17 protein-coding genes are annotated in these 20,150 nt (G+C 72.9%); 5 read left to right on the forward strand and 12 right to left on the reverse strand.

Annotation, left to right across the window (positions count from 1 at the left end):
• Positions 1 to 8 precede the first annotated feature (8 nt).
• Positions 9 to 560, forward strand: a complete 552-nt coding sequence (locus AB0M93_RS41355; RefSeq protein ID WP_364284989.1) for an HD domain-containing protein — start codon at positions 9 to 11, stop codon at positions 558 to 560.
• Here the strand turns inward: AB0M93_RS41355 and AB0M93_RS41360 are convergent.
• From AB0M93_RS41360 to AB0M93_RS41370, 3 genes are read right to left on the reverse strand one after another with little or no spacing between them, the layout of a single operon-like run.
• Positions 557 to 1,822, reverse strand: coding sequence for an RNA polymerase sigma factor (locus AB0M93_RS41360; RefSeq protein WP_364284991.1), 1,266 nt, complete (start codon positions 1,820 to 1,822; stop codon positions 557 to 559). The genes AB0M93_RS41355 and AB0M93_RS41360 overlap by 4 nt on opposite strands.
• 39 nt (positions 1,823 to 1,861) lie before the next feature.
• On the reverse strand, positions 1,862 to 2,212 hold the full coding sequence (locus tag AB0M93_RS41365; protein ID WP_364284993.1) for a YciI family protein: 351 nt from the start codon (positions 2,210 to 2,212) through the stop codon (positions 1,862 to 1,864).
• Complete coding sequence (locus AB0M93_RS41370; RefSeq protein WP_364284995.1) at positions 2,212 to 2,637, reverse strand: YciI family protein; 426 nt, start codon at positions 2,635 to 2,637, stop codon at positions 2,212 to 2,214. The genes AB0M93_RS41365 and AB0M93_RS41370 overlap by 1 nt, the downstream gene beginning before the upstream one ends.
• A 145-nt stretch (positions 2,638 to 2,782) precedes the next feature.
• Between AB0M93_RS41370 and AB0M93_RS41375 the strand changes: the two genes are divergently transcribed.
• Together AB0M93_RS41375 and AB0M93_RS41380 are read left to right on the forward strand one after the other, a co-directional pair.
• Complete coding sequence (locus AB0M93_RS41375) at positions 2,783 to 3,766, forward strand: small ribosomal subunit Rsm22 family protein (protein ID WP_364284997.1); 984 nt, start codon at positions 2,783 to 2,785, stop codon at positions 3,764 to 3,766.
• Between the two features lie 22 nt (positions 3,767 to 3,788).
• Positions 3,789 to 4,364: a dihydrofolate reductase family protein gene (locus tag AB0M93_RS41380; RefSeq protein WP_364284999.1), complete on the forward strand. Its 576-nt coding sequence runs from the start codon at positions 3,789 to 3,791 to the stop codon at positions 4,362 to 4,364.
• Between the two features lie 320 nt (positions 4,365 to 4,684).
• Here the strand turns inward: AB0M93_RS41380 and AB0M93_RS41385 are convergent, their stop codons facing one another.
• From AB0M93_RS41385 to AB0M93_RS41415, 7 genes are all read right to left on the reverse strand, one after another.
• On the reverse strand, positions 4,685 to 5,521 hold the full coding sequence (locus AB0M93_RS41385; RefSeq protein WP_364285001.1) for a maleylpyruvate isomerase N-terminal domain-containing protein: 837 nt from the start codon (positions 5,519 to 5,521) through the stop codon (positions 4,685 to 4,687).
• A 239-nt stretch (positions 5,522 to 5,760) separates the two neighbouring features.
• A complete protein-coding gene (locus AB0M93_RS41390) occupies positions 5,761 to 6,357 on the reverse strand; it encodes a DUF4232 domain-containing protein (RefSeq protein ID WP_364285003.1) in 597 nt (198 codons plus the stop codon).
• Between the two features lie 20 nt (positions 6,358 to 6,377).
• The gene (locus AB0M93_RS41395; RefSeq protein WP_364285005.1) at positions 6,378 to 6,866 is read right to left on the reverse strand and encodes a DUF4232 domain-containing protein; all 489 of its coding nucleotides are present in this window, start codon (positions 6,864 to 6,866) and stop codon (positions 6,378 to 6,380) included.
• A gap of 131 nt (positions 6,867 to 6,997) precedes the next feature.
• Complete coding sequence (locus AB0M93_RS41400; protein WP_364285007.1) at positions 6,998 to 9,544, reverse strand: CHAT domain-containing tetratricopeptide repeat protein; 2,547 nt, start codon at positions 9,542 to 9,544, stop codon at positions 6,998 to 7,000.
• A gap of 85 nt (positions 9,545 to 9,629) precedes the next feature.
• The gene (locus AB0M93_RS41405; RefSeq protein ID WP_364285009.1) at positions 9,630 to 10,112 is read right to left on the reverse strand and encodes a hypothetical protein; all 483 of its coding nucleotides are present in this window, start codon (positions 10,110 to 10,112) and stop codon (positions 9,630 to 9,632) included.
• Positions 10,112 to 10,681: a sigma-70 family RNA polymerase sigma factor gene (locus tag AB0M93_RS41410; RefSeq protein WP_364285011.1), complete on the reverse strand. Its 570-nt coding sequence runs from the start codon at positions 10,679 to 10,681 to the stop codon at positions 10,112 to 10,114. The genes AB0M93_RS41405 and AB0M93_RS41410 overlap by 1 nt, the downstream gene beginning before the upstream one ends.
• Positions 10,682 to 10,683: 2 nt before the next feature.
• A complete protein-coding gene (locus AB0M93_RS41415) occupies positions 10,684 to 12,309 on the reverse strand; it encodes a S8/S53 family peptidase (RefSeq protein ID WP_364285013.1) in 1,626 nt (541 codons plus the stop codon).
• A gap of 198 nt (positions 12,310 to 12,507) precedes the next feature.
• Here AB0M93_RS41415 and AB0M93_RS41420 point away from each other — a divergent pair, with 198 nt between their 5' ends.
• Positions 12,508 to 15,591, forward strand: a complete 3,084-nt coding sequence (locus AB0M93_RS41420; RefSeq protein WP_364285015.1) for a SpvB/TcaC N-terminal domain-containing protein — start codon at positions 12,508 to 12,510, stop codon at positions 15,589 to 15,591.
• A 25-nt stretch (positions 15,592 to 15,616) separates the two neighbouring features.
• On the opposite strand, the gene sigJ is transcribed toward AB0M93_RS41420, so the two are convergent.
• Positions 15,617 to 16,498 carry an RNA polymerase sigma factor SigJ gene (gene sigJ, locus AB0M93_RS41425; protein ID WP_364285017.1) on the reverse strand — a complete coding sequence of 294 codons (882 nt, stop codon included), beginning with the start codon at positions 16,496 to 16,498 and terminating at the stop codon, positions 15,617 to 15,619.
• 153 nt (positions 16,499 to 16,651) lie between these two features.
• Between sigJ and AB0M93_RS41430 the strand changes: the two genes are divergently transcribed.
• Positions 16,652 to 19,471, forward strand: a complete 2,820-nt coding sequence (locus AB0M93_RS41430; RefSeq protein ID WP_364285019.1) for an alpha-L-fucosidase — start codon at positions 16,652 to 16,654, stop codon at positions 19,469 to 19,471.
• Here AB0M93_RS41430 and AB0M93_RS41435 read toward each other — a convergent pair.
• A complete protein-coding gene (locus AB0M93_RS41435; RefSeq protein ID WP_364285021.1) occupies positions 19,460 to 20,083 on the reverse strand; it encodes a hypothetical protein in 624 nt (207 codons plus the stop codon). The genes AB0M93_RS41430 and AB0M93_RS41435 overlap by 12 nt on opposite strands.
• Positions 20,084 to 20,150 lie beyond the last annotated feature (67 nt).

Consider the following 20,150-nt stretch of genomic DNA (forward strand, 5'->3'; position numbering starts at 1 on the left):
TGGGCGGCATGAGCGAGTCACTGGCGTCCTTCGGCTACGAACTGGGGCTCCTGAAGCGGATCCGGCGGTCGGGCTGGTGGCACGCGGGCGTCCGCGACCCGGAATCGGTCGGCGAGCACAGCCTGCGCGCCGCCCAGCTCGCGGCGCTGATCGCGGTGGAGGAGGGCGCGGCCCCGGAGCGGGCGGCGTTCCTCGCGCTCTGGCACGACACGCAGGAGACGCGCACGGGTGACCTGCCGCTGACGGCCGGGGACTACCTGCGCAAGCCGGAACCGCGGCAGATCACCGCCGACCAGACGGCCGCGCTGCCGTCGCGGTCACGCGAGCTGGTGCGCGACGCCGTCGACGAATACGAGACGCGGGAATCGGCGGAAGCCTTGTGCGCCAAGGACGCCGACAAGCTGGAGATGCTGCTGCAGGCGCTCGAATACCGCGATATCGGCGTACGCCCGGTCGGCGAGTGGATCGAATCCGCGCAGAAGGGCCTCAAGACGGAGACCGCGCGGAAGATCGCCGAAGCCGCGTTGACGCTGTCGCCGCTCGCCTGGCGGGACCGCTAGCGGCTCACCGCCGTCGCGCGGTCCAGGAGCAGGGCGCGCTCGCGGGTGTTCTCCGTCAGCTCCGCCGCACGCCGGAACTCCTGCTCGGCCTCCTCGAGCCGGCCCAGTTTCTGCAGCAGGTCGCCGCGGACGCTGGGCAGCAGGTGGTAGTCCTTCAACGCGGGTTCTTCCCGCACCGCGTCGACCACTTCCAGGCCCGCCGACGGCCCGAACGCCATCGCCACCGCGACCCCGCGGTTCAGCTCGATCACCGGGGACGGCTGCAGCTTGCCGAGACCTTCGTACAGCGCCGCGATCCGCACCCAGTCCGTCTCCTCGGCCGTGCGGGCCCGCGCGTGGCAAGCCGCGATCGCCGCCTGCGCGGAGTACGGGCCGTACGCGCCTTCGGCGATCTCCTCGGACAGCGTCAGCGCCGCGAGGCCGTGCTGGATCAGGAACCGGTCCCAGCGGGAGCGGTCCTGGTCCAGCAGCAGCACCGGTTCGCCGTTCGGGCCGGTCCGGGCCTTCGCGCGGGACGCCTGCAGCTCCATCAGCGCGACCAGGCCGTGGACCTCCGACTCGCCCGGCATCAGCCCGGCGAGCACGCGGCCGAGCCGCATCGCCTCCTCGCACAGCGCCGGCCGCATCCAGTCGTCGCCGCGGGTGGCCGAATACCCCTCGTTGAACACCAGGTAGATGACCTCGAGCACGGACGACAGCCGGGCGATGCGCTCGTCGCCCTCCGGGACCTCGAACGGCACCTTCGCCGCCGAGAGAGCCTTCTTCGCCCGGACGATCCGCTGGGCGATCGTCGATTCGCGGACGAGGAAGGCGCGCGCGATCTCGTCGGTGGTCAGGCCCCCGAGCATGCGCAGCGTCAGCGCCACCCGGGCCTGCGTGTTCAGCACCGGGTGGCAGGCGACGAACAGCAGGCGGAGGACGTCGTCCTCGATGTGGTCGTCGAGCGCGGCGTCGAAGTCCGGCAGGACGCCGTCGCCCAGCCGCTGGTCGCGCCCGACTTCCTCGAGCTTCTCCGCGTACCGCTCGTTGCGGCGGAACTGGTCGACCGCGCGGCGCTTGGCGATGGTCATCAGCCACGCGCCGGGGTTGCGGGGCACGCCGGACTCCGGCCACTGCTCCAGCGCCGCGACCAGCGCGTCCTGCGCCAGTTCCTCGGCCAGACCGACGTCACCGCGGGCCATCCGGGCCAGGCCCGCGATGAGCCGCGGCGACTCGATCCGCCAGACCGTTTCGACCGTTCTCCGGGTGTCCGCAACCGTCACCCGGCCATCAGACAGGGTGATCCCGCGCGGTGCAACCCGCTACTCGCTGATCGGGCGAATCTCCAGCACGCCGCTCTTCGCCCCGGGGTTGGGCGCCTGTTTCATCAGCGCGACGACGTCCTCCAGCGACTCGCCGTTCAGCACCCAGAACCCGGCGACCAGTTCCTTCGTCTCCGCGAAGGGCCCGTCGATCACCTTCGGCTCGGCCTCGCCGTCGAAGACGACCCGCGCGCCTTCCGCGCTCGACGTCAGCCCGTCCACGAGCACGATCCGGCCTTCGCTGAACAGCCGGTCGTTGAACTTCGTCATCTCGGCCAGATCCTCGGCGCTGGGCTGGAAGCCGGGTGCCTCGGACTCGGGGCTGGCCTTGACCATCACCAGGAACCGCATCACGCCTGCCCGGCGCTCTGCGCGCGCAGCCGGCCCTCCAGGGCTTCGACCTCGGGCGTCATGTTCTCGAAGTCGGCCGGCTCGGCGACGCGCCGGATCTCGACCTCGCCGGCGTGGCCGTCCTCGTTGGGCATCCGCTTGATCCACTCGATGCACTCTTCGCGGTCGCGGCACTGGAGGATCCAGAAGCCGCCGACGAGCTCCTTGGTCTCGGCGAACGGACCGTCGGCGACCTTGGGCTCTTCGGTGCCGGAGAAGATGACCCGCGCGCCCTGCGAGCTCGGGGTGAGGCCTTCGGCGGCGATCAGGATGCCGGCCTTGACCATCTCTTCGTTGAACTTCCCCATCTGCTCCAGCAGCTCCGCGCTGGGGCCCTTGCCCGCCTCGAAGTCCTCGTTCGCCTTGACGATCACCATGAACCGCATCGCGGTCTCCCTTCGTTGCCTTCGCCTACGCGTCGAACGGCCGGCCGCCGGATCGACAGCCGGCGCCGAAAAACTTCCCGGGCGGAAAACTAGCAGCTCAGGGCCGGTCCGAGTGGACAATCCGGACAGGGGAGAATCGACACCCGTGGCCGTTCTCCCCGACGATCTTTCCGCCGCCCTCGACACCGAGCTGGCCCGGCACCCGGTGGCCCGGCTGACGCAGTCCGTCGACCGGCTCAGCGCGCGCTACCGCCAAGGCGACGCCGCGGCTTCGCCGATCCTGAGCTCCGAAGCCGACGTCGCCGCGTACGCGGGCTACCGGATGCCAGCGACCTACGCCGCTGTACACGCTGTGCTCGCCGAAGCCGCTTCACGCGCTCCCGGCTTCGAGCCGCGTACGCAGATAGACGTCGGCGGAGGCACCGGTGCGGCGGTGTGGGCCGCCGCGGGGGTGTGGCCGTCGCTGACGAAGTGCACCGTGCTGGAGCAGGTGGCCAGCGCGATCGGCCTCGGCAAGCGGCTCGCCGCGGGGGCGGGTCTCGCGGCGGTCCGGGACGCGGAGTGGCGACGCGGGTTCGTCGACCCGGCCGCACCGGCCCCCGAGGCGGACCTCGTCACGCTGTCGTACGTGCTCGGCGAGCTGCCGGACGCGGGCCGCGCGGACGTCGTGCGGTGGCTGGCGGCGAAGGCCGGCGCGGTCGCGCTGATCGAGCCGGGCACACCGGCGGGCTACGAGCGGATCCGCGCGGCGCGGGCCGAGCTGATCGCCCTCGGCCTGCACGTGATCGCCCCCTGCCCGCACGACGCGGCGTGCCCGATCGTGCCGGGCGAGGACTGGTGCCACTTCGCCGCCCGCCTCCCGCGATCGGGCCTGCACCGGAAGCTCAAGGCGGGCACGCTCGGGTTCGAGGACGAGAAGTACGCCTACGTCGTCGCGTCCCGGATCGAACCGGACCGGCCGGACGCGCGGATCATCCGGCACCCGAAGAAGCACAAGGGGTGGGTGGCGCTGGACCTGTGCACGAGTTCGGAAGGGCTGAAGCCGGGCGTGGCGGTCTCGAAGAAGCAGGGCCCGCGGTACCGCGCGGCCCGCGACGCCGAGTGGGGCGACGGCTGGTCTTCCGCCTGATCCGGTGGCAAGGTGGCGGCCCATGGGGAGAGTCATCGCGGAGATCAGCGTTTCGGCGGACGGCATCGTGGCCGGCCCGGACACCAGCACCGAGCACCGCCTCGGCAAGGACGGCGACCTGCTGCACGAGTGGATGTTCGAGGGCACCGACGCCGACGGCGCGCTCGCGGCGCAGCTGTTCGACGGCACGGGCGCGTTCGTGGTCGGCCGGTCGATGTTCGACGTCGGCGTCGACCCCTGGGGCGACGACGGCACGTTCAAGAAGCCGGTGTTCGTGGTGACGAACCGCCCGCACGAACCGGTGGTCAAGGGCCCGACGACGTTCACGTTCGTCACCGACGGCGTGGAAAGCGCGCTGCGGCAGGCGAAAGCCGCGGCAGGCGAGGAGAACGTCGTCCTGATGGGCGGCGGCACGACGCTGCGGCAATTCTTGCTGGCCGGGGTGGTCGACGAGCTGCGCCTGCACGTGGTGCCGTTGTTGTTCGGCGCCGGGGTCCGGCTGTTCGACGCCGAGGTGGGCGAGCACGTGAAGCTGGAACGCACGGCGGTGCACGAGACGCCGAACGCGACGCACCTGACGTTCCGCGTGCTGAACTAAGGCATCCGTCTGCGGGAATCGCGGCCCGCCGAGCCCCATGGGCCAACGAATGTGGTGCTCCGGAGGGGGTTGTCCACAGCTTGGCCGTGATGTGGACAACGAGGCCGAGTCTCGGTTCTTTCGCGGCTTTTCGTCGGGCGGCGCCGATACGCTGGGCGCGGGGCGGAACCCCCGGGAGGGTGGGTGCTGCCCGGCGGCGTGCTGCACCAGGGCGTGGGCGTGCACGTGCTGGACCAGGGCGTGCGGAACCAAGGCGTACACGTGCTGGACCAAGGCGTGCGGAACCAAGGCGTACACGTGCTGGACCAAGGCGTGCCGGACTAAGGCATCCGGACGGTCCGCAGGAACTCCGGCAGCAGCCACGGCCGCGGGCCGCCGATCCGCACCCCGCCGAGCAACACCGCCCGCAGCTTCGATATCCGGCCGAACATCATCGGCACCAGCACTGCCGGGTCGAACCGCAGCCGCACGTCGGCCGTTCCGTCCGGCTTCTCCAACCGCAGCTGTCCGTGCTGCAGGGCCAGTACCGCCGGTCGCGTGTACGCCGAGCGGAACTCCACCGCGATGCGGCGGGGTGAGGGCGTTGCGTCGTCGAGCAGGTGGCCCGTGCCGCCCGAAACCATGCCGAACAGGAACAACTCCACGAACATAGCCTCGAGGCGGGCCGGGATCCGCCACGGCTGCCCGGCCGCCCGGGCGATGTCGAGGCCGTGGATCAGCAGCTCGTTGACCAGGTGCGCCAGGACGCCCGCCACCGGGACCCGGGAACCGCCCAGCCACCACACCGGCTTCCCCGGGTCGAGGTCCGCACTCACCACCAGCACCTCGGCGATGTCGGCGCGCAGGCGCTCGGCCAAGCGGAGCGGGTTGCGCTCCGGGTACAGCTCCAGGGCCAGCGCGTTCAGCCCGGCGATCGAGTCCACGCTCACCGCGTCGATCGGGTCCGCCAGGCCCGGCAGCGGGAGCGGGCCGCCGTCGCCGCGGATCATCGCCGTGTACATCAGGGCGATCATGCCGACGTGGGCTGCCGTTTCCGCGATCGACCACTCGCCCAGCGACCTCTGGTGCGGGTCCGGCACACCGGTCAGCAGGTCCGCGAACCGGCCGCCGGCCTCGGGCAGGGCCGCGCGCACCGACTCCCACTGTTCGACCGTCACGGCTTCCGACGCTAGCCGCGGGCACGCCGGCCCGGATCTTCGAAGGTGCGGTCTCCGCGCGAGCCGAAGCAGTACCCAAAGGACGGACTCCGCCGTGCCGCTCCACCGTGAGTAGGAAACTCGCAGCGGTAACCGGCCAGTCGGGGGGCGTGCCGGCCGGTTACCGCCGCACCGAGGAAGAGGGAACCCTGCGCCGGGAATGACGCGCGGCCCTGGGCTTCACTCGATCGAGTGACGGGTCAGGCCGGATCGGCCAGGATGCCGTTCACGTACGAGCCCGGGTGGGTCGCCGCGTCCTGGCGGAGAACCGGCAGGTCGGACGGCCACTCGACGCTCAGCGGCCGGGTCTGGCCCGGCGGGATCGTGGTCAGCTTGGCCGGCGTCCAGGACGCCCCGCCTTCCGACGGGGTCAGCACCGTGATGGTCGCTGAAGCCGTCGTCCCGGAGGTCACCTCGTTGTTCTTGACCCCGTTGTCGACGCGGGGCAGGTGGTACACCGGGCCGAACGTCGGGTCGTCCGGGCCGACCAGGTCGACGCCCGGGACGCCGTGCAGGGCGCACGTGTGGTCCGAGGTGTTCCGGTACGTCAGCGGCACGTCGAACTGCCCCGGTGCACCGGTCTTCTCCGCGGGCTTGCCCAGCGAGACGGCCAGGTCGGCCGTGGTGCACCGCGGGGTGGCGGCCGAAGCCACAGCCACGCCGCCCCCAGCGGGAGCCCCGGCGGCCGGAACCGCGGCCGCCCCACCCCCGGCCGGCGTCGACGCTGCGGACGTGCCGCACGCCGCCAGCGCGAACGCCCCCGCCACCGTGCCGAGCCCGATCAAGATGCGCTTCATGTGAGTTCCCCTCTCGAAGTTCAGCTGCTGACCGGCGTGACGGCGACGGTGTCGCCCTTCAGCGGTGCCCCCGCGGGCCACGCGACGCTCACCGGCTGGCCGTACGGCCCGGTCGGCAGGTCGAACGTGACGAAGTCCGGCGTGGCCGGCGCGGCGGCCGCGCGCTGCACGATCCGGGACACCGCCGGGTGGCCGTCGCGCAGGTTCACCGGCAGCGCCTCGCTGCCGTCCGGCCTCGCCGTGACCGGCAGCCGCTGCCCGCCGGCCAGGAAGGACACCGCCGTCGGCGTGCCCTCCAGCTTGCAGTTCGTGTTCGGCGACGCCGCGGTGTAGGTGAGCACGTAAGCCTCGTGCCCGGCAGCGTTCGACGGGTCCGGTGTCACGGTCACCCGCACGTCCGAAGCCCCGCACGGGTGATCGCTCGGCATGGCGTTCGCCGTCCCGCCCGCCAGGACCAGCCCCCCGGCCAGCAGACCCCCGGCGATCAGCGCGGTGCCAGTTCGCTTCATGGTCATCCTCCCGTGTTCCGTGATCGACTGGACTCACCGGGAAAGATGCCCACCTGCCCCGCGGGGATGCGCCGGGATGCGATCGATCACCGCAAAGCAACCCGCGAGATCGACAGACGTCGAAAAGAGTGTCAGCTGCGGCCGAAGCAGACGAACGGCATCAGCGGTTCCGACTGGGCCGCGTCCGCCAGGGCCCGCGCCGGGGGCGTGCCCACCGACAGCGCCTTGTGGAACGCCAGCATCACGCCGCCCGCGGTCCGGTCGTCGACCCGCGCCACGCTCGAGACCACCGTGCGGCTGCCGCCGTAGAGCAGCGCCGCCGTGAAGCCGAGGACCTCGTCGCCCGCGCGGACCACCGCCTGACCGACGTCGCACGACGACAGCACCACCTGCTCCGGCGCGGTCGCCAGCTGCTGGACGTCGTAGGCCATCAACGGCCCGTCGGCCAGGTTGAGCCGCGAGAACAGCACGTTTTCCTGCTCGTGGTGGCCGTGCGCGGCGAAGTGGGCCAGGCGGCAGCCGTCGAACGCCTTGAGCGTGGCCGCGACCGTGGCGTCCGGGCCGGTCAGCACCTCGGCGTCCGGGTACAGCGACGCCAGCCGGGCGACTTCCGCCTCGGCGTGGGTCAGGTCGGAACCCGCCACGAGCAGCGGCGCCCCGGTCGCCCGGCCGGCCCGGTGGCCCGCGTCGAGCCACGCCGACGACGACGGCGTGACCGTCACCGGGCGGCCGCGCAACGTCGGCAGCAGCCCCCACGGGATCGCCGAAAGCCCGCCGGTCGGCACGACGACGACGTCGAGGTCGCCGAGCCGGGAAGCCAGCGGGGCCAGCAGGATCGCGTCGAGCGCGGTCACCTGCGTCCGCACCGACCGGCGGATCACCTGGTCCAGCTGCGGCGGCAGCTGGCGCCCGCACAACGCGTCGAGGTCGCTGTGCAGCCGCGCGACCGGCTCCGCGACGGCCGACGCCGGGCCGAGTTCGACCAGCGCCACCCGGTGGTTCGCGATCACCTGCGCGCACAACGTCCCGCGGTCGGCGAGGAAGCACACCAGCGCGCTGCCGGTCGCCGCGAGCTCGTCGCCGACCTCGCGCAGCTTCGCTTCCGAGTGCTCGGCGGCTGCGCCTTCGGCCTGCCAGCCCTTGGCGCGGATCTCCCGTTCCAGCGCGGCACACCGCTTCGCGGCCTGGGTGTCCGGCTTCCCGGACAGCTCGCCCGCGCGGATCTGCATCGAGAGGAAGCGCAGCTCGGCGACGGCGTCGACGGTCTCCGGGTGGGACGGCGGCCGCACCGGCCGGAACCGGAACGCCTGGGCGCGCGACCGGTCGAGCCAGCGGAACACCACCCCGGGCGAACGCTGGGCGAGCGCGGCCGCGAGCCCCGCGGCGGCGAGTTCCTTGCCCAGCGACGTCGTCCCGGTCTGCAGGTCGACGCTGCCGAACCGGCTGCGGTGCCGCTGCAGCTGCGCCAGCCCGGCCCGCGCGTTCGCGAACGTCACACGCCGGTGCCCGCTCGCGGCCCCGAGTTCGGCCAGCGCGAGCCGCCGCACCAGGCGGTTCTCCAGCGGCGCGGTCCGGCGGTCGCGCGGGGCGATCCCGGCGCGGGCGCCGTCCAGGTCGCCCAGCGCGATCCGGGCCCGCGCGGCCAGCAGCGCCGCGATTTCCGCGTCGTTGCGCAGGCCCAGCCCGGTGAGCCGGTCGGCGAGCGCGGTCGCCTCCGCGCCGACCCGGGCGATCCGCCGTCCCGCCGCGAAGTCCGCGCGCAGCACGGTCAGCTGCGCAACCGCCGCCCAGGTTTCGTTGCCACGGCGGCGAAACCGCCGTTCGGCCCGGCCGGCCCAGCTCCGCGCGGCCGCCGGGTCGCCGCCGGCCAGCGCGGCCAGCGCCCGCGTCAGCTCGGCTTCGGCGTGTTCCTGGTTCATCCGCAGCCGCGGGAACTGTTCCAGCGCCGCGTCCAGTTCGGCGGCGGCTTCGTGCGGCAGCCCGGCGGCCAGCAGCGCCCGCGCCTTGTCGACGGCCAGCACGGGCAGCATCCCGACGCTCTGCTCGGCGTAGAACCCGCTCGCCGCGTCGAAGTCGCGCAGGGCGCCCGGGATGTCGCCGGTGAGCACGCGCGCCTGGCCGCGGCCGTGCGCTGCTTTCGCGAAGATCCGGGCCAGGCCGTCCTCCCCGGAGTGGCCGGCGCCGATCTGCTCGCACTGGTCGAGATCGGCGAGCGCGAGCCGGACGCGCCCGGCGTACTGGTGCAGCATCGCGCGGTTGAGCAGCGTCCGGGCGAGCACGACGTGCTCGCCGGCCTGCCGCAGCAGCGGGATCGCCTCGTCGAAGCACGTCAGCGCCGCGTCCATCCGGCCGATCAGGATGAGCACCAGCCCGCGTTGCTGGCGCAGGATCCCGCGCCCGGCGTCCGACACGAGCGCGTCGGCCTCGTCGAGCAGCGCCAGCCCGCGGGCGCTGTTGCCCAGCGCGGTTTCGACGGCCGCGTACGTGCCGAGGACGCGCGTCGCGAGGTCCGGCCAGGCGGGCCACTCGGGCGGAGGTTCCGTGGCGGGCAGGCCGAGAAGCCGCGCGGCCGAGCGGATCAGCCGCCCGCCGACGACGGGCTGGCCGTCGTTGGTCGCCGCGACCGCACGCCGGTGCAGCTCCCTGACCCGGTCTTCGACCTTCGGGGACGCGACCACGGGCTGCCCTTTCGGCCGGGGAAGGACGCCCCGGATCGTACCTCCGAGTCAGAGGTACCAGGCAGCTGACGCGAATCCCGCGAATTCAGAGTTCGATGGCCGGCGTGCTCACCGTCCTCGTCCGGCCGAGGGTGCGGACCAGCACCTGCACCATCCCGTGCGGTACGCCGCTCACCGCGAACCGGCCCTCCTCGTCCGACGTCGTCGTCAGGGGGCCGTTCGCCGTGCGGACCTCGATCGGGTGCTCGGCCGGGGGTGTCAGCCAGCCGTCCAGGCGGATCGTGCCGCCCTGCTCCGGGCTCACGTTCACCATGATCGTCAGGCTTTCGCTGTCGAACGTGATGAGGCGGCCCTGTTCGGCGGCGCTGCGGGTGACCGCCAGCCCCTCCTGCTCGCGGATGCGCATCACCTCCAGGTCGACGTCCTCCAGCTGGATCGCGAACCGGATCTGGTCCACCAGCGTGGCGGGCATCGGGTCGGCGTCTTCCCACAGCTCGCGCACGCCGGCCAGCAGCCGGAAGTCGAGCTCGTCCAAGGGCTCGTCGGCGCCTGGTGGTTCGACGGTCATCACAGCCAATCTCCTTCGCCGTTGGCGAGTAGCTGCTCGCGCAGGCGCGCGAGGCAGCGTCCCCTGGTCGGGCCGATACTCCCCCTCGGCATGCCCAGCCGGGCGCCGACTTCGGCGTAGTCCGGCCGGTGCACGAACGCGACGATCCGCAGCAGGCTGCGGCAGCGTTCGGGCAGGTTGTCCACCGCGCGCCACAACCGCGCGCGCTGGTCGTCGCGCAGCACCCGCTCCTCGGGTGCCGGTGACGCTTCGGACAGCCGCTCCGGGAGCTCCGGCAGCGGCCGTTCGACCTGGCGGCGTTCCCCCGTGCGCCAGGCCTCCCGTTTGGTGACGGTGATCAGCCAGCCGGTCAGCGCGACCGGCGAGCGGATCTCCGCGAACGAACCGAGCAGCCGCAGCCACGCCGTCTGCACGACGTCACCCGCCTGGTCGGCGTCGAGGCCCTGGTCACGCGCCACCTGCCAGAGCAACGGCGTGAGCAGGGCGACCAGCTCGTCCAGCGCCGCGCGGTCGCCATCCCGCGCCGCGCCGAACAGGGCCGCCACGCGGCCGTGGTCGGTCTTGGCCACGTTCACAGCGAGCCCAGCGCGGCCCACGCCCGCTTGACGCCGGTTTCGCGGTCGGCCGTGGCGAGGTCCCCCGACTGCAGCAGGGCCTTGCCGAGCTCGGCGGCGGCGAGCGGCGCGGCGAACGACGTCCCGTCCCAGACCGCGAAGCCGGCGCTGTAGTCGTCCGGGTCGAAGGAGTTGCGGCCGAAGCCCGGCACCTCGTGGTCGGCGGCCGCGCTGCCGCGGACGTCGGTCGGGTACGTGCTGACGACGCCGGCGCCGGTCGCCCAGCAGCGCACCCACGGGCCCTCGTTGGAGAACAGCGCCTTGCTCGCGGCGACGTCGGGGTTCAGCGCGCCGACGCTGATCACCTGCGGGCCGCAGCCGGGCCCGAGCGGCTGGTCGGCGAAGGCCGCCGGGTAGAACCGGCGGGTGGTGGCGTCGTTGCCCGCGGCCGCGACGACGAGCACGCCGAGGCCGAGCAGTTCGGCGATCACCGAACCGAACTGGCCGGTGAAGGCGACGTCCGCCGGGTCCTCGACGTAGTAGCCCATCGAGATGGAGACGATGTCCACCAGGTCCTGCGGGCGGTTGTCCGCCTGCGCGGTGCGGACGCGGTCGGCGAGCAGGTGCAGCGCGAGCAGCACGTCGGCCTCGTACGCGACGCCGTCGCTGTGCACGACGCGGATCGCCAGGGTGTCGGCCTCCGGGCAGGCCTGCCGGATGATGCCGGCGATGAACGTGCCGTGCCCGGTGTCGGTGTCGACGTCGCCGATCAGCGGCTGGCCGGTCGACGGCGCGTCCCAGTAGCCGTTCAGCAGCTGGGTGGGCAGGGTGCTGCCGACGGCGAGCTCGGCCTGCAGGATCGCGGCCTGGATGTCCGGGGCGACGGCGAGCCCCGAGCCGGCCGGCGGCGGGCCGGAGCGGTCGGTCATGCCGAACCAGGGGTGCGGGCCGATGCCGGTGTCGAGCACGGCGATCACCGGCCGCCGGTGGGCGGGCTTCTCGCTGCGGTACGGCGGGGCCGCGGACAGCGTCACCGGGATCCGGTTGGCGCCGTGGGTGCGCCCGTACGAGCTGCCCGCGCCGAACCCGCTGGTCTCCCAGGGTGTGCCGCCGAGGCCGCTGGTCTCCCACGGCACCCCGCCGAACACGGGCGTCGTGAACAGCAGGTGCTCGGCCGACATCTCCCGGACGATCTCCGGGTCCAGTTCCGGCTTTTCCCCCGAGGCGGCGGACCGCAGCAGCTGCAGCGCCTTCCAGCAGTCGACGACGACGGGGTCGGCGTCTTCGCGCACGTGCAGCGTTGCGCGGACAGGCAGGTCGTCGAGCTGCCGCGAGCGGGCGAGCTCCTTGCTGTCGCCGCCGGCCGGGGCGGCGTAGAGGCCGATGCGGGCGAGCACGCGGTTGATCGCCGAGAGCGTCTCCGGGTCGCGCAGGTACCGCTGGGGCAGGAGGAACACGCCCGGCCGGTACACCGTCGTGCGCGGGGCCGGCTGCCCGGCCGCGACGACGGCCGTCGCCGGGTCCAGCACGCGGGCGCCGTGCCGGTCGAGCAACTGCTTCGGCGGGGTCGGGAGCTCGTTGAGCGTGCTCGCGTCCTCCGCCGCTGTTTCCGCGGTCTCGTCCCGTACGAACTTGACGACCATCGGGTCCACCCTCCTGCTGCCTTTGCCCCCGCCATTGATCACCGCCGGCACCCGGGAAAGACCCGTGGGCCGCCACCGGGATACGACACCGACATCACGAATGAGTAACGCCCACGGCAAACGGGTGACGACGTATCTGGCGCCCCCGGCTCACCCACTTGGCCCTCCGGACGTCACGAATCCACGCGGGGAGATCACATGCTTGTGCTCCGGTCGAGCACGCAGGACGCCGCCTTCACGCCGGACCCGGCGACCGGCGGCGGCCGCTTCACGGTGCCACTCGACCTGCCGCCCGGACCCGGCGGCATCGCGCCGGCGCTCGCGCTGCGCTACACGACCGGCGCGCCGAACGGCCCGTTCGGCGGTGGCTTCGCGGTCCCGCTGCCGCACGTCGGGGTGTCCGACGGGCAGGCGCGGTCCCGCACGGCGGACCGGCTCGTCCGCCGCGGCGACGGCTTCCTGCTGACCACCCGGTCCGGGCTCCGGCACTTCCTCACCCCCGCCGACGGCTCGGCCTGGTACCTCGACCGGACCGAAGACCCGTTCGGCGCGACCGTGAAGTTCGGCTGGGCGCACCACAGCGGCCAGGCGTACCTCACGCGGATCTCCTACGGCCCCTACGAAGTGGAGTTCACGTACGAGCCGCGCCCGGACGTGCTGCGCTGGGGCCGCGGCGGCACCCTCGTCACGACGGCGCTGCGGTGCGCGCGGATCGACCTGCGGGTGCCCGCCGGCACGCGGCCGCTCGTGCGGCGGTGGACCCTCGGTTACGACGCCGACGACGTCACCGGCGCGTCCATGCTGACGTCGGTGGCGCTCAGCGGGTTCGACACCCAGGGCGCCGAAACCGCCGCGCCGGTGCTGCGCCTGGCCTACGCCACCGTCGAGTTCCCGCCGCCGCGGCGGGTGCAGCTGGCCGCGCGGGCGCAGGCCGGCGGCGGGGTGTCGCTGCTCGACGCCGTGCCGTACCACTCGTTCGAAGACGTTCCCCGCGCCGGACGGCTGAGCGAGATCGACAACGGGATCGGGCTGCACACCGCCCTCGAGTACGCGGTCGTCGCCTCGGTGCCGGTGGTCCGGCGGATCTCCCGGCGCGAAGCGGGCACCGGCCACGTGGGCGTGACGGAGTTCGAGTACCACGACAGCCGGTTCCCCGTGTTCGGCCGGGTGGTGCAGGACGAGCTCGGCGACGAGTACGCGCCGACGCTGCGGACCGTGCGCTGGTTCGGCGACGACGGGCTGCTGGACAAGGAGGAGAGCTACGGCCTCGACGGCTCGCCCGCCGAGGACCGGCCGTACCGCCGGGTCGAGCACATCCGCCGTCCACAGTGGACTCATTCGGTGACGACCCAGTTCGAGCGGCGGACGACCCCGGTCTCCGTCACCACGAAGGAAACCGCGTTCGACGCGACCGGGAACCCCACGCGCGAAGTGGAGACGACCGAGCGGCCCGGCCGGCCGCCGGTCGTGCGGGAAACGCGCACGACGTACGCGAGCGACCCCGAGCACCGGTTCACCGGGCTGCCCGCCCGGGTCCGCGAGGTGGACGGCAGCGGGAAAGTCCGCTCCGACACGCTGTTCCGGTACGACGAAGAGCCCGACGGGTCGGCCGGTGCGCACGGCTTCTGCACCGCGCGGGAGGAGCTGGTGCTCACCGACGCGCTCGTCGCCGACGTCTACGGCCGGGTCCCGCCCGACTTCGGGCGCCACGGCTACCACCGCCGTCCCGGCGAAGAGGGCTGGTGGGTCACGACGTTCCACGGGCGGTTCGACACCGTCACCGGCCTGCGCACCACGACGACCGACCCGCTCGGCCACACCCGCGAGGTCCGCTATTCGGCCGACCACTGCTTCCCGGAGGTGGTCACCGACCCGCTCAGGAACACCACGGTCACGCGCCACGACGTCCGGACGGCAACGGTGTGCGAGGTGGCCGATCCGGCGGGCGCGGTGACCACGGTGACCCACGACCCGCTGGGCCGTCCCGAAACGGTCGTGCGGCCGGGCGACTCGGCGGAACTGCCGACCGTCCGCTACCGCTACGACCACCGCGGGCCGGTCCGGGTCACCACCGAGCAGCGCGCGGTGTCCGGCGAGGCGGAGGTGCTCGTCACCGCCGAGCTCCGCGACGGCGCCGGCCGGCTGCTGGAACGACGGCACGCCGAACTCCTCGGCGACGTCGTCGACGAGCGCCACGAGTACTGCGCGCGCGGCCTGGTGTGCCGGACCAGCCGCGGGTTCCGGGACGGCGAGCTGCCGGACGGCGCGGAGGAGTTCCGCTACGACGCGCTGGGCCGTCCGCTCGCCGGGCAAGCCGGCGAAGCCCACCACCCCGAGGGCCGGCACGACCTCCTGGGGCGGGAGCTGCGCGACGCGGACGGCGTCGTGCACCTGCGGGACGCCGCCGGCAACGAGGTCGAGACGCGGACCGTGGACGGGCACACCGTGTACCGCGTGCACGACGCCGCCGACCGGGTGGTCGCGGTGCTGGTCGACGACCCGCGCGGCACCCCGGTCGCGAAGTTCACCCACCACGACGGCGGGCTGCCGGTGCCGCCGGAGGCGGGGCCGCACAGCTGCGGGCGGCTGGTGCGCGTCGCCGACGAATCCGGCGTCACGCTGCTCGGCTACGACGCGCTCGGCCGGGTGGCCGAGAAGCGCTGGCGGCCGGCGCACGTGGCCGTCGAGTACCGGCTGGACGTCGTGCGCCGCGCGGACGGCCGGCTGTCCGAAGTGGCCTACCCCGACGCCGGCGACGGGCGGCTGACCGTCCACCACCAGTACGACGAGGTCGGCCGGCTGGTGAGCGTGCCCGGTTTCGTCGACGCCATCCAGTACGACCTGCGCGGCCGGCGGACCGCGGTGCACTACGCGAACGGCGTCAGCGAGCACTTCTTCCCGGAGCACGTGATCACCGGCCCGGGCGGCCTGCGGCACGACGTCACACCCGGCTCCCCGGACGAGCCCCCGCCGGGCAGCGAAATCCGGGACGCGTTCGGCCGGCTGCGCGGGGTGCACGGCGACGAGGGCAACGCGCTCTACGGCTACGACCACGCCGGCCGCCGCGTCCGCACGCTGGTCACCAACGGCACGCTCATCCACGAAGTCCTGACCCCGGACGAGCTGTACGCGATCGAGAACGGCGAGCTGGTGATCGTCGTGGCGGACGCGGTGTGGCAGTACCCGGACGGCCGCCGCCGCTACCGCCACTTCGCCGCGGACGGCACCCTGGCCCTGGTCACCGACGAGCGCGGCGCGGTCGTGAGTGGTAAGGCGAGTTAGAACTCGCCTTACCACTCACGAGGCTTCAGTCGAGGACGGCCAGATCCAGCCGGCTGAGGCGCTCAGGGTCGGCGAGGATGTCGATCTCGACGATCCGGCCGCCGGTGACCGTGAAGCCCAGCACCGAGAACGGCCGGCCCTCGCGCGTGGCGACCACGCCCGCCGCGCCGTTGACCAGGGCCCGGTGGACCACGCCGCCGCCGGCGCCGAGCCGGGAGAACGTCAGGGCCTGGTTCGCGACCGCCGCCGCGCCGCGGACCTCGTCCGAGCCGCCCCGGGCCGGTCCGCGGTCGGCGCGCAGCACGACGTCGGGGTCCAGGACCGAGACCAGCGCGTCGAAGTCGCCGCCGCGCGCCGCCGCCAGGAAGGCGTCGACGACTTCGCGCTGGCGGTTGAGGTCGGGGTCCGGCGCGACCGGCGCGCCCTGCACCCGCCGCCGGGCCCGGCTGGCCAGCTGCCGGGTCGCCGCCTCGGACCGGCCGACGATCGGCGCGATCTCCTCGAACGGCATCGCGAACATGTCCCGCAGCACGAACGCCAGCCGTTCGGCCGGGGTGAGCGTGTCGAGCACGACCAGCAGCGCGAGGCCGACCGAGTCCGCCATCAGCGCCTCGTGCTCGGGGCCGGCATCGTCGCGGCTGATGATCGGATCGGGCACCAGGGTGTCCCACGGCTCCTCGCGCCGGGCCTTGCGCGAACGCAGCATGTCGAGGCACACACGGCCGACGACCGTGGTCAGCCAGCCGCCGAGGTTCCCGACGGCGGCGCTGTCGCTCCGGCTCAGCTTGAGCCACGCCTCCTGGACGGCGTCCTCGGCCTCGGTCAGCGAGCCGAGCATCCGGTAGGCCACCGAACGCAGGTGGCCGCGGTGGGTCTCGAAGCTGCGGGCCAAGAGCTCCTCGTTCACGGGTCCGTCCTTTCGCGGGTCGGTCAGCACCATGACGAACGCGGGGCAGGATTTGTGACAGATCGGACGATTGTGTGCCGATGAGCGGCATCTTCCCTTGACGTACGATATACGACCCCTTAATCATCGGATCTCTCCGGACGAGGAGGTCCCTTGAGAATCCGACTGCTTGCCTGCCTCGCCGCAGCCGTCGCGCTGGTGGCGAGCCTGGTCAACCCCGCCGGCGCCGAGCTGTACAACCCGCGCCAGGACTGGCTGCGGGCCTCGACGGCCGGGCTGTTCCTGCACTGGGGCATGTTCACCGCGCCGCGGCACACCGACTGCGCCGCCTGGGAGCGCGACGTCACCGGCGGCGGCTGGACGCCGGGCTACTGGATCGACGAGGCCAAGAAGCTGGGCGCGTCCTACGTCGTCCTCACCACCTTCCACAGCCGGCTGGGCTACGCGCGGCCGTGGCCGTCGAAGATCCCGGGCAGCTGCTCGACCCAGCGCGACTTCCTCGGCGAATTGATCGCCGCCGGCCAAGCCAAGGGTGTCCGCGTGCTGCTCTACATGACCGACGACCCCCAGTGGCACAACGAAACCGGGCACGAGTCGCTCGACTCGGCCGCCTACTCGGCGTACAAGGGCCACCCGGTCGACCTGACCACCCGCCCGGGCTTCGGCGAGTTCAGCTACGACCTGTTCGACGAGGTCATGGACCGCTACTCCGGCCTCGCCGGCTTCTGGATCGACAACGACAACGAGTACTGGGAGCAGCACGGGCTCTACGAGCACATCCGCGAGAAGCGGCCGTCCTGGTTGCTGAGCAACAACAACGAGGACACGCCGATCATGGACACGGTCAGCAACGAGCAGAAGACCGGCATGACGCCGTCGTACGACTACCCCCAGGCGATCTACACGCCGATGCCGCGGCTCACCGAAGCGGACTACAAGCTGCCCACCAACGGCGACTGGTGGTACAGCGGCGGCGACCAAGCCGTCGACGTCCGGCTCTCCACCGGCCGGTACATCACGAACGCGGGTTCGTCGATCAAGTCGCTGATGGCCGAAACCGCCATGCTCAACGGGAAGTTCCCGCCGCAGCAGGAGGCGTTCAACAACTTCATGGCGTCCTGGACACAGCCGATCAAGGAGTCGCTGACCGGCACCGAGGGCGGCGGCTACATGTACGGCGGCATGCAGCCGGGCTTCTGGAACGACGGCGCCCACGGCGTGATCACCGTTCGTCCCGGCGCGAAGACCCAGTACGTCCACGTCGTCACCCGGCCGTCGACGAACCTGGTCCGGCTGCGGGACAACGGCTACCACGTGACCGGCGTGTCCGATTTGCGCACCGGCAAGCCGATGCGGTTCGCGCAGTCCGGCGGTTATCTGTCCATCCTGGACATCACGGACTGGGACACCTACGACACTGTGTTCAAAGTGGACACCGCCGGACAGCAGTACTTCTACGACAAGAGCACGATCAAGGCGACCGCGTCGGCTTCCGCAGACGGGCACCCGGCGGCGAACCTCGTCGACGGCAGCTACCTGAACTACTGGGACGCGGGCGGTCAGCTCCCGGTGTCCGTGACGCTGGACCTGGGCCGGAAGCGGTCGACGGCCTACCTGGCGGTGCACGAGCGCGAGTCGTCGCCGACGACCGCGCGGGAGTCCTTCGGCCGCGCCGAGGACTCCGCGCGGATCAAGGACTACCGCGTCTACGCCAGCGACGACGGGACGAACTGGGGCGCGCCCGTGCGCACCGGCGCCCTGCCGAGCAACCGCGGCGTGCAGTTCATCGACGTCGGCGAGGTGCACGCCCGGTACCTGAAGCTCGAGGTGCTGAACACGTGGTCCGGGCCGCAGGCCAAGCCGTTCTACCGGCAGCTCGCGCTCGACGAGATCGACGTCGCCTACGGCTACCCCGATCCGCGCGGCGAGGTACCGCTCGAAGCGGAGTCGTGGCGCAACGGCTTCGAGGGCAAGGCGTCGCCGGTGTGGTGCGAGGCGTGCTCGGGCACGAACGCGGTCACCGGCCTCGACCACGGTGCCGTCGTCTTCCGCAACGTCCAGGCCACCGGCCCGTCACGGCTCCAGCTGGACACCACGGGCCCGGGCACGCTCGCGGTGAGCGTGAACGGCGCCGCGCCGATCACCGTCGACGCGCCCGGGGCGATCGCGGCGCCGCTGGTCGCGGGCGCCAACACGGTCAGGGTCTCCGGGACCACCGGCCTGGACCGGATCGCAGTGGCGCCCCTGCCACCCGAGCCGTACACGCCGAGGACGACGTTGACCGTGCAACCCGCGGGCGTGCAATGGGTTTCCCCGGGGCAGCAGTCGTTGACGGTGACCGCGTCGCTGCGGCTCGACGTCGACGACCCCATCGGCCAGGTGTCGCTGGCGCCGGTCGTCCCGGCGGGCTGGACGGTCCAGGGTGCCCCCGTGACGGCGGCGAACCTGCGGCTCGGTCAGGTCCTCAGTGGATCGTGGACGGTCACCGCCCCGGCGGCCCAGGACGTGAGCATCCCGGTGACGGCGTCGTTCACCACGCTCGGCCGCGCGAAGTCCGTCAGCAAGCCGGTGCAGGTGAAGCCGCGGCCGGCGGACCGGGTGTTCATGCGTGAAGCGGAGGACTCGGCGAACGACATCGGCGACGCCGGCGTCACGAACTGCTCGCCGTGCTCGGGCGGGCAGAAGGTCCGCAACATCGGCGGCAGCCCGGGCTCGGCGGTGACGTTCCCCGGCGTGACGGTGGCCGCAGCCGGGCAGTACACGCTGTACCTGGACTTCACCGTCAACGGCGACCGGTCGTACTTCGTGTCCGTCAACGGCGGCGCACCGGCGGAGGTGAAGGTCAGCGGCGCCGGGAACAGCACGCCGTACACCACTTCGGTCCCGGTGACGCTGACCGCGGGCGCCAATACGATCCGGATCGGCAACGACCGGGCGGGCGCTCCGGATCTGGACCGGATTTCACTGGGTTAGCTCCCGCAGCACCCGGGCCGCGTCGATGTCGACGGCGCGGCCCGGGTCCCCGCCCGCCGCGCACCACGCGACGGACACCCACAGCTCGGCGTAGTCACCGCGGTCGACGCGCGGCAGCCGCCAGGTGAGCCGGCCCCCGGTCCGCTCGACGGCGTCCCCGCCGACCAGCCGCGACCAGTACGGCGGCACGTGCTGCCCGGCCCGCGAACACCGCCGCAGCCGGTCGGCACTGGGACCGCCGACGCTCACGGCGGTGCCGGCCAGCTCGGCCGTGAAGGCGCTTTCCCAGCTGCGGTCCTCGTGCGGCGCCCCGGCCAGCTCGGCCCGGACGACGAACTCGCCGACGTCCTCCCGGGCCAGCACCCGGAAGACGGTGACCTCCCGGGTGACGCCGGGCAGCCCGGACGCGGTCGGCCCGGCCACGACGTCGAGCCGCACGGACCGGTGCCGCCACCGGCACAGCCACGCGCCGGAATCGAGGCGCCAGGTGAGCTCGGGCCGCGCGGGCACGTCCCAGCCACCGGCGCGCACGGCGAACCGGACGTCCCCGAGCGGCGTGACGACGTCCAGCGCCCGGGGCGGCATCCGCGAGAGGACTTCGGTGTCCAGCATGAGGACATCGTTACCCCGCGCGGGGACCAGCGAAAACGCACTGCGGGAACGTCACCCGACCGGGGAG

The sequence above is a fragment of the Amycolatopsis sp. NPDC051102 genome, assembly GCF_040682815.1.
Classification (GTDB): Bacteria; Actinomycetota; Actinomycetes; order Mycobacteriales; family Pseudonocardiaceae; genus Amycolatopsis.

Coding starts and splice junctions, on each gene's coding strand:
- AB0M93_RS41390 (WP_364285003.1), bottom strand. CDS start 6,357: ATGAAGCGCATCTTGATCGGGCTCGGCACGGTGGCGGGGGCGTTCGCG.
- AB0M93_RS41370 (WP_364284995.1), bottom strand. CDS start 2,637: ATGCGGTTCATGGTGATCGTCAAGGCGAACGAGGACTTCGAGGCGGGC.
- AB0M93_RS41415 (WP_364285013.1), bottom strand. CDS start 12,309: ATGGTCGTCAAGTTCGTACGGGACGAGACCGCGGAAACAGCGGCGGAG.
- AB0M93_RS41365 (WP_364284993.1), bottom strand. CDS start 2,212: ATGCGGTTCCTGGTGATGGTCAAGGCCAGCCCCGAGTCCGAGGCACCC.
- AB0M93_RS41420 (WP_364285015.1), top strand. CDS start 12,508: ATGCTTGTGCTCCGGTCGAGCACGCAGGACGCCGCCTTCACGCCGGAC.
- AB0M93_RS41380 (WP_364284999.1), top strand. CDS start 3,789: ATGGGGAGAGTCATCGCGGAGATCAGCGTTTCGGCGGACGGCATCGTG.
- AB0M93_RS41395 (WP_364285005.1), bottom strand. CDS start 6,866: ATGAAGCGAACTGGCACCGCGCTGATCGCCGGGGGTCTGCTGGCCGGG.
- AB0M93_RS41405 (WP_364285009.1), bottom strand. CDS start 10,112: ATGACCGTCGAACCACCAGGCGCCGACGAGCCCTTGGACGAGCTCGAC.
- AB0M93_RS41435 (WP_364285021.1), bottom strand. CDS start 20,083: ATGCTGGACACCGAAGTCCTCTCGCGGATGCCGCCCCGGGCGCTGGAC.
- AB0M93_RS41355 (WP_364284989.1), top strand. CDS start 9: ATGAGCGAGTCACTGGCGTCCTTCGGCTACGAACTGGGGCTCCTGAAG.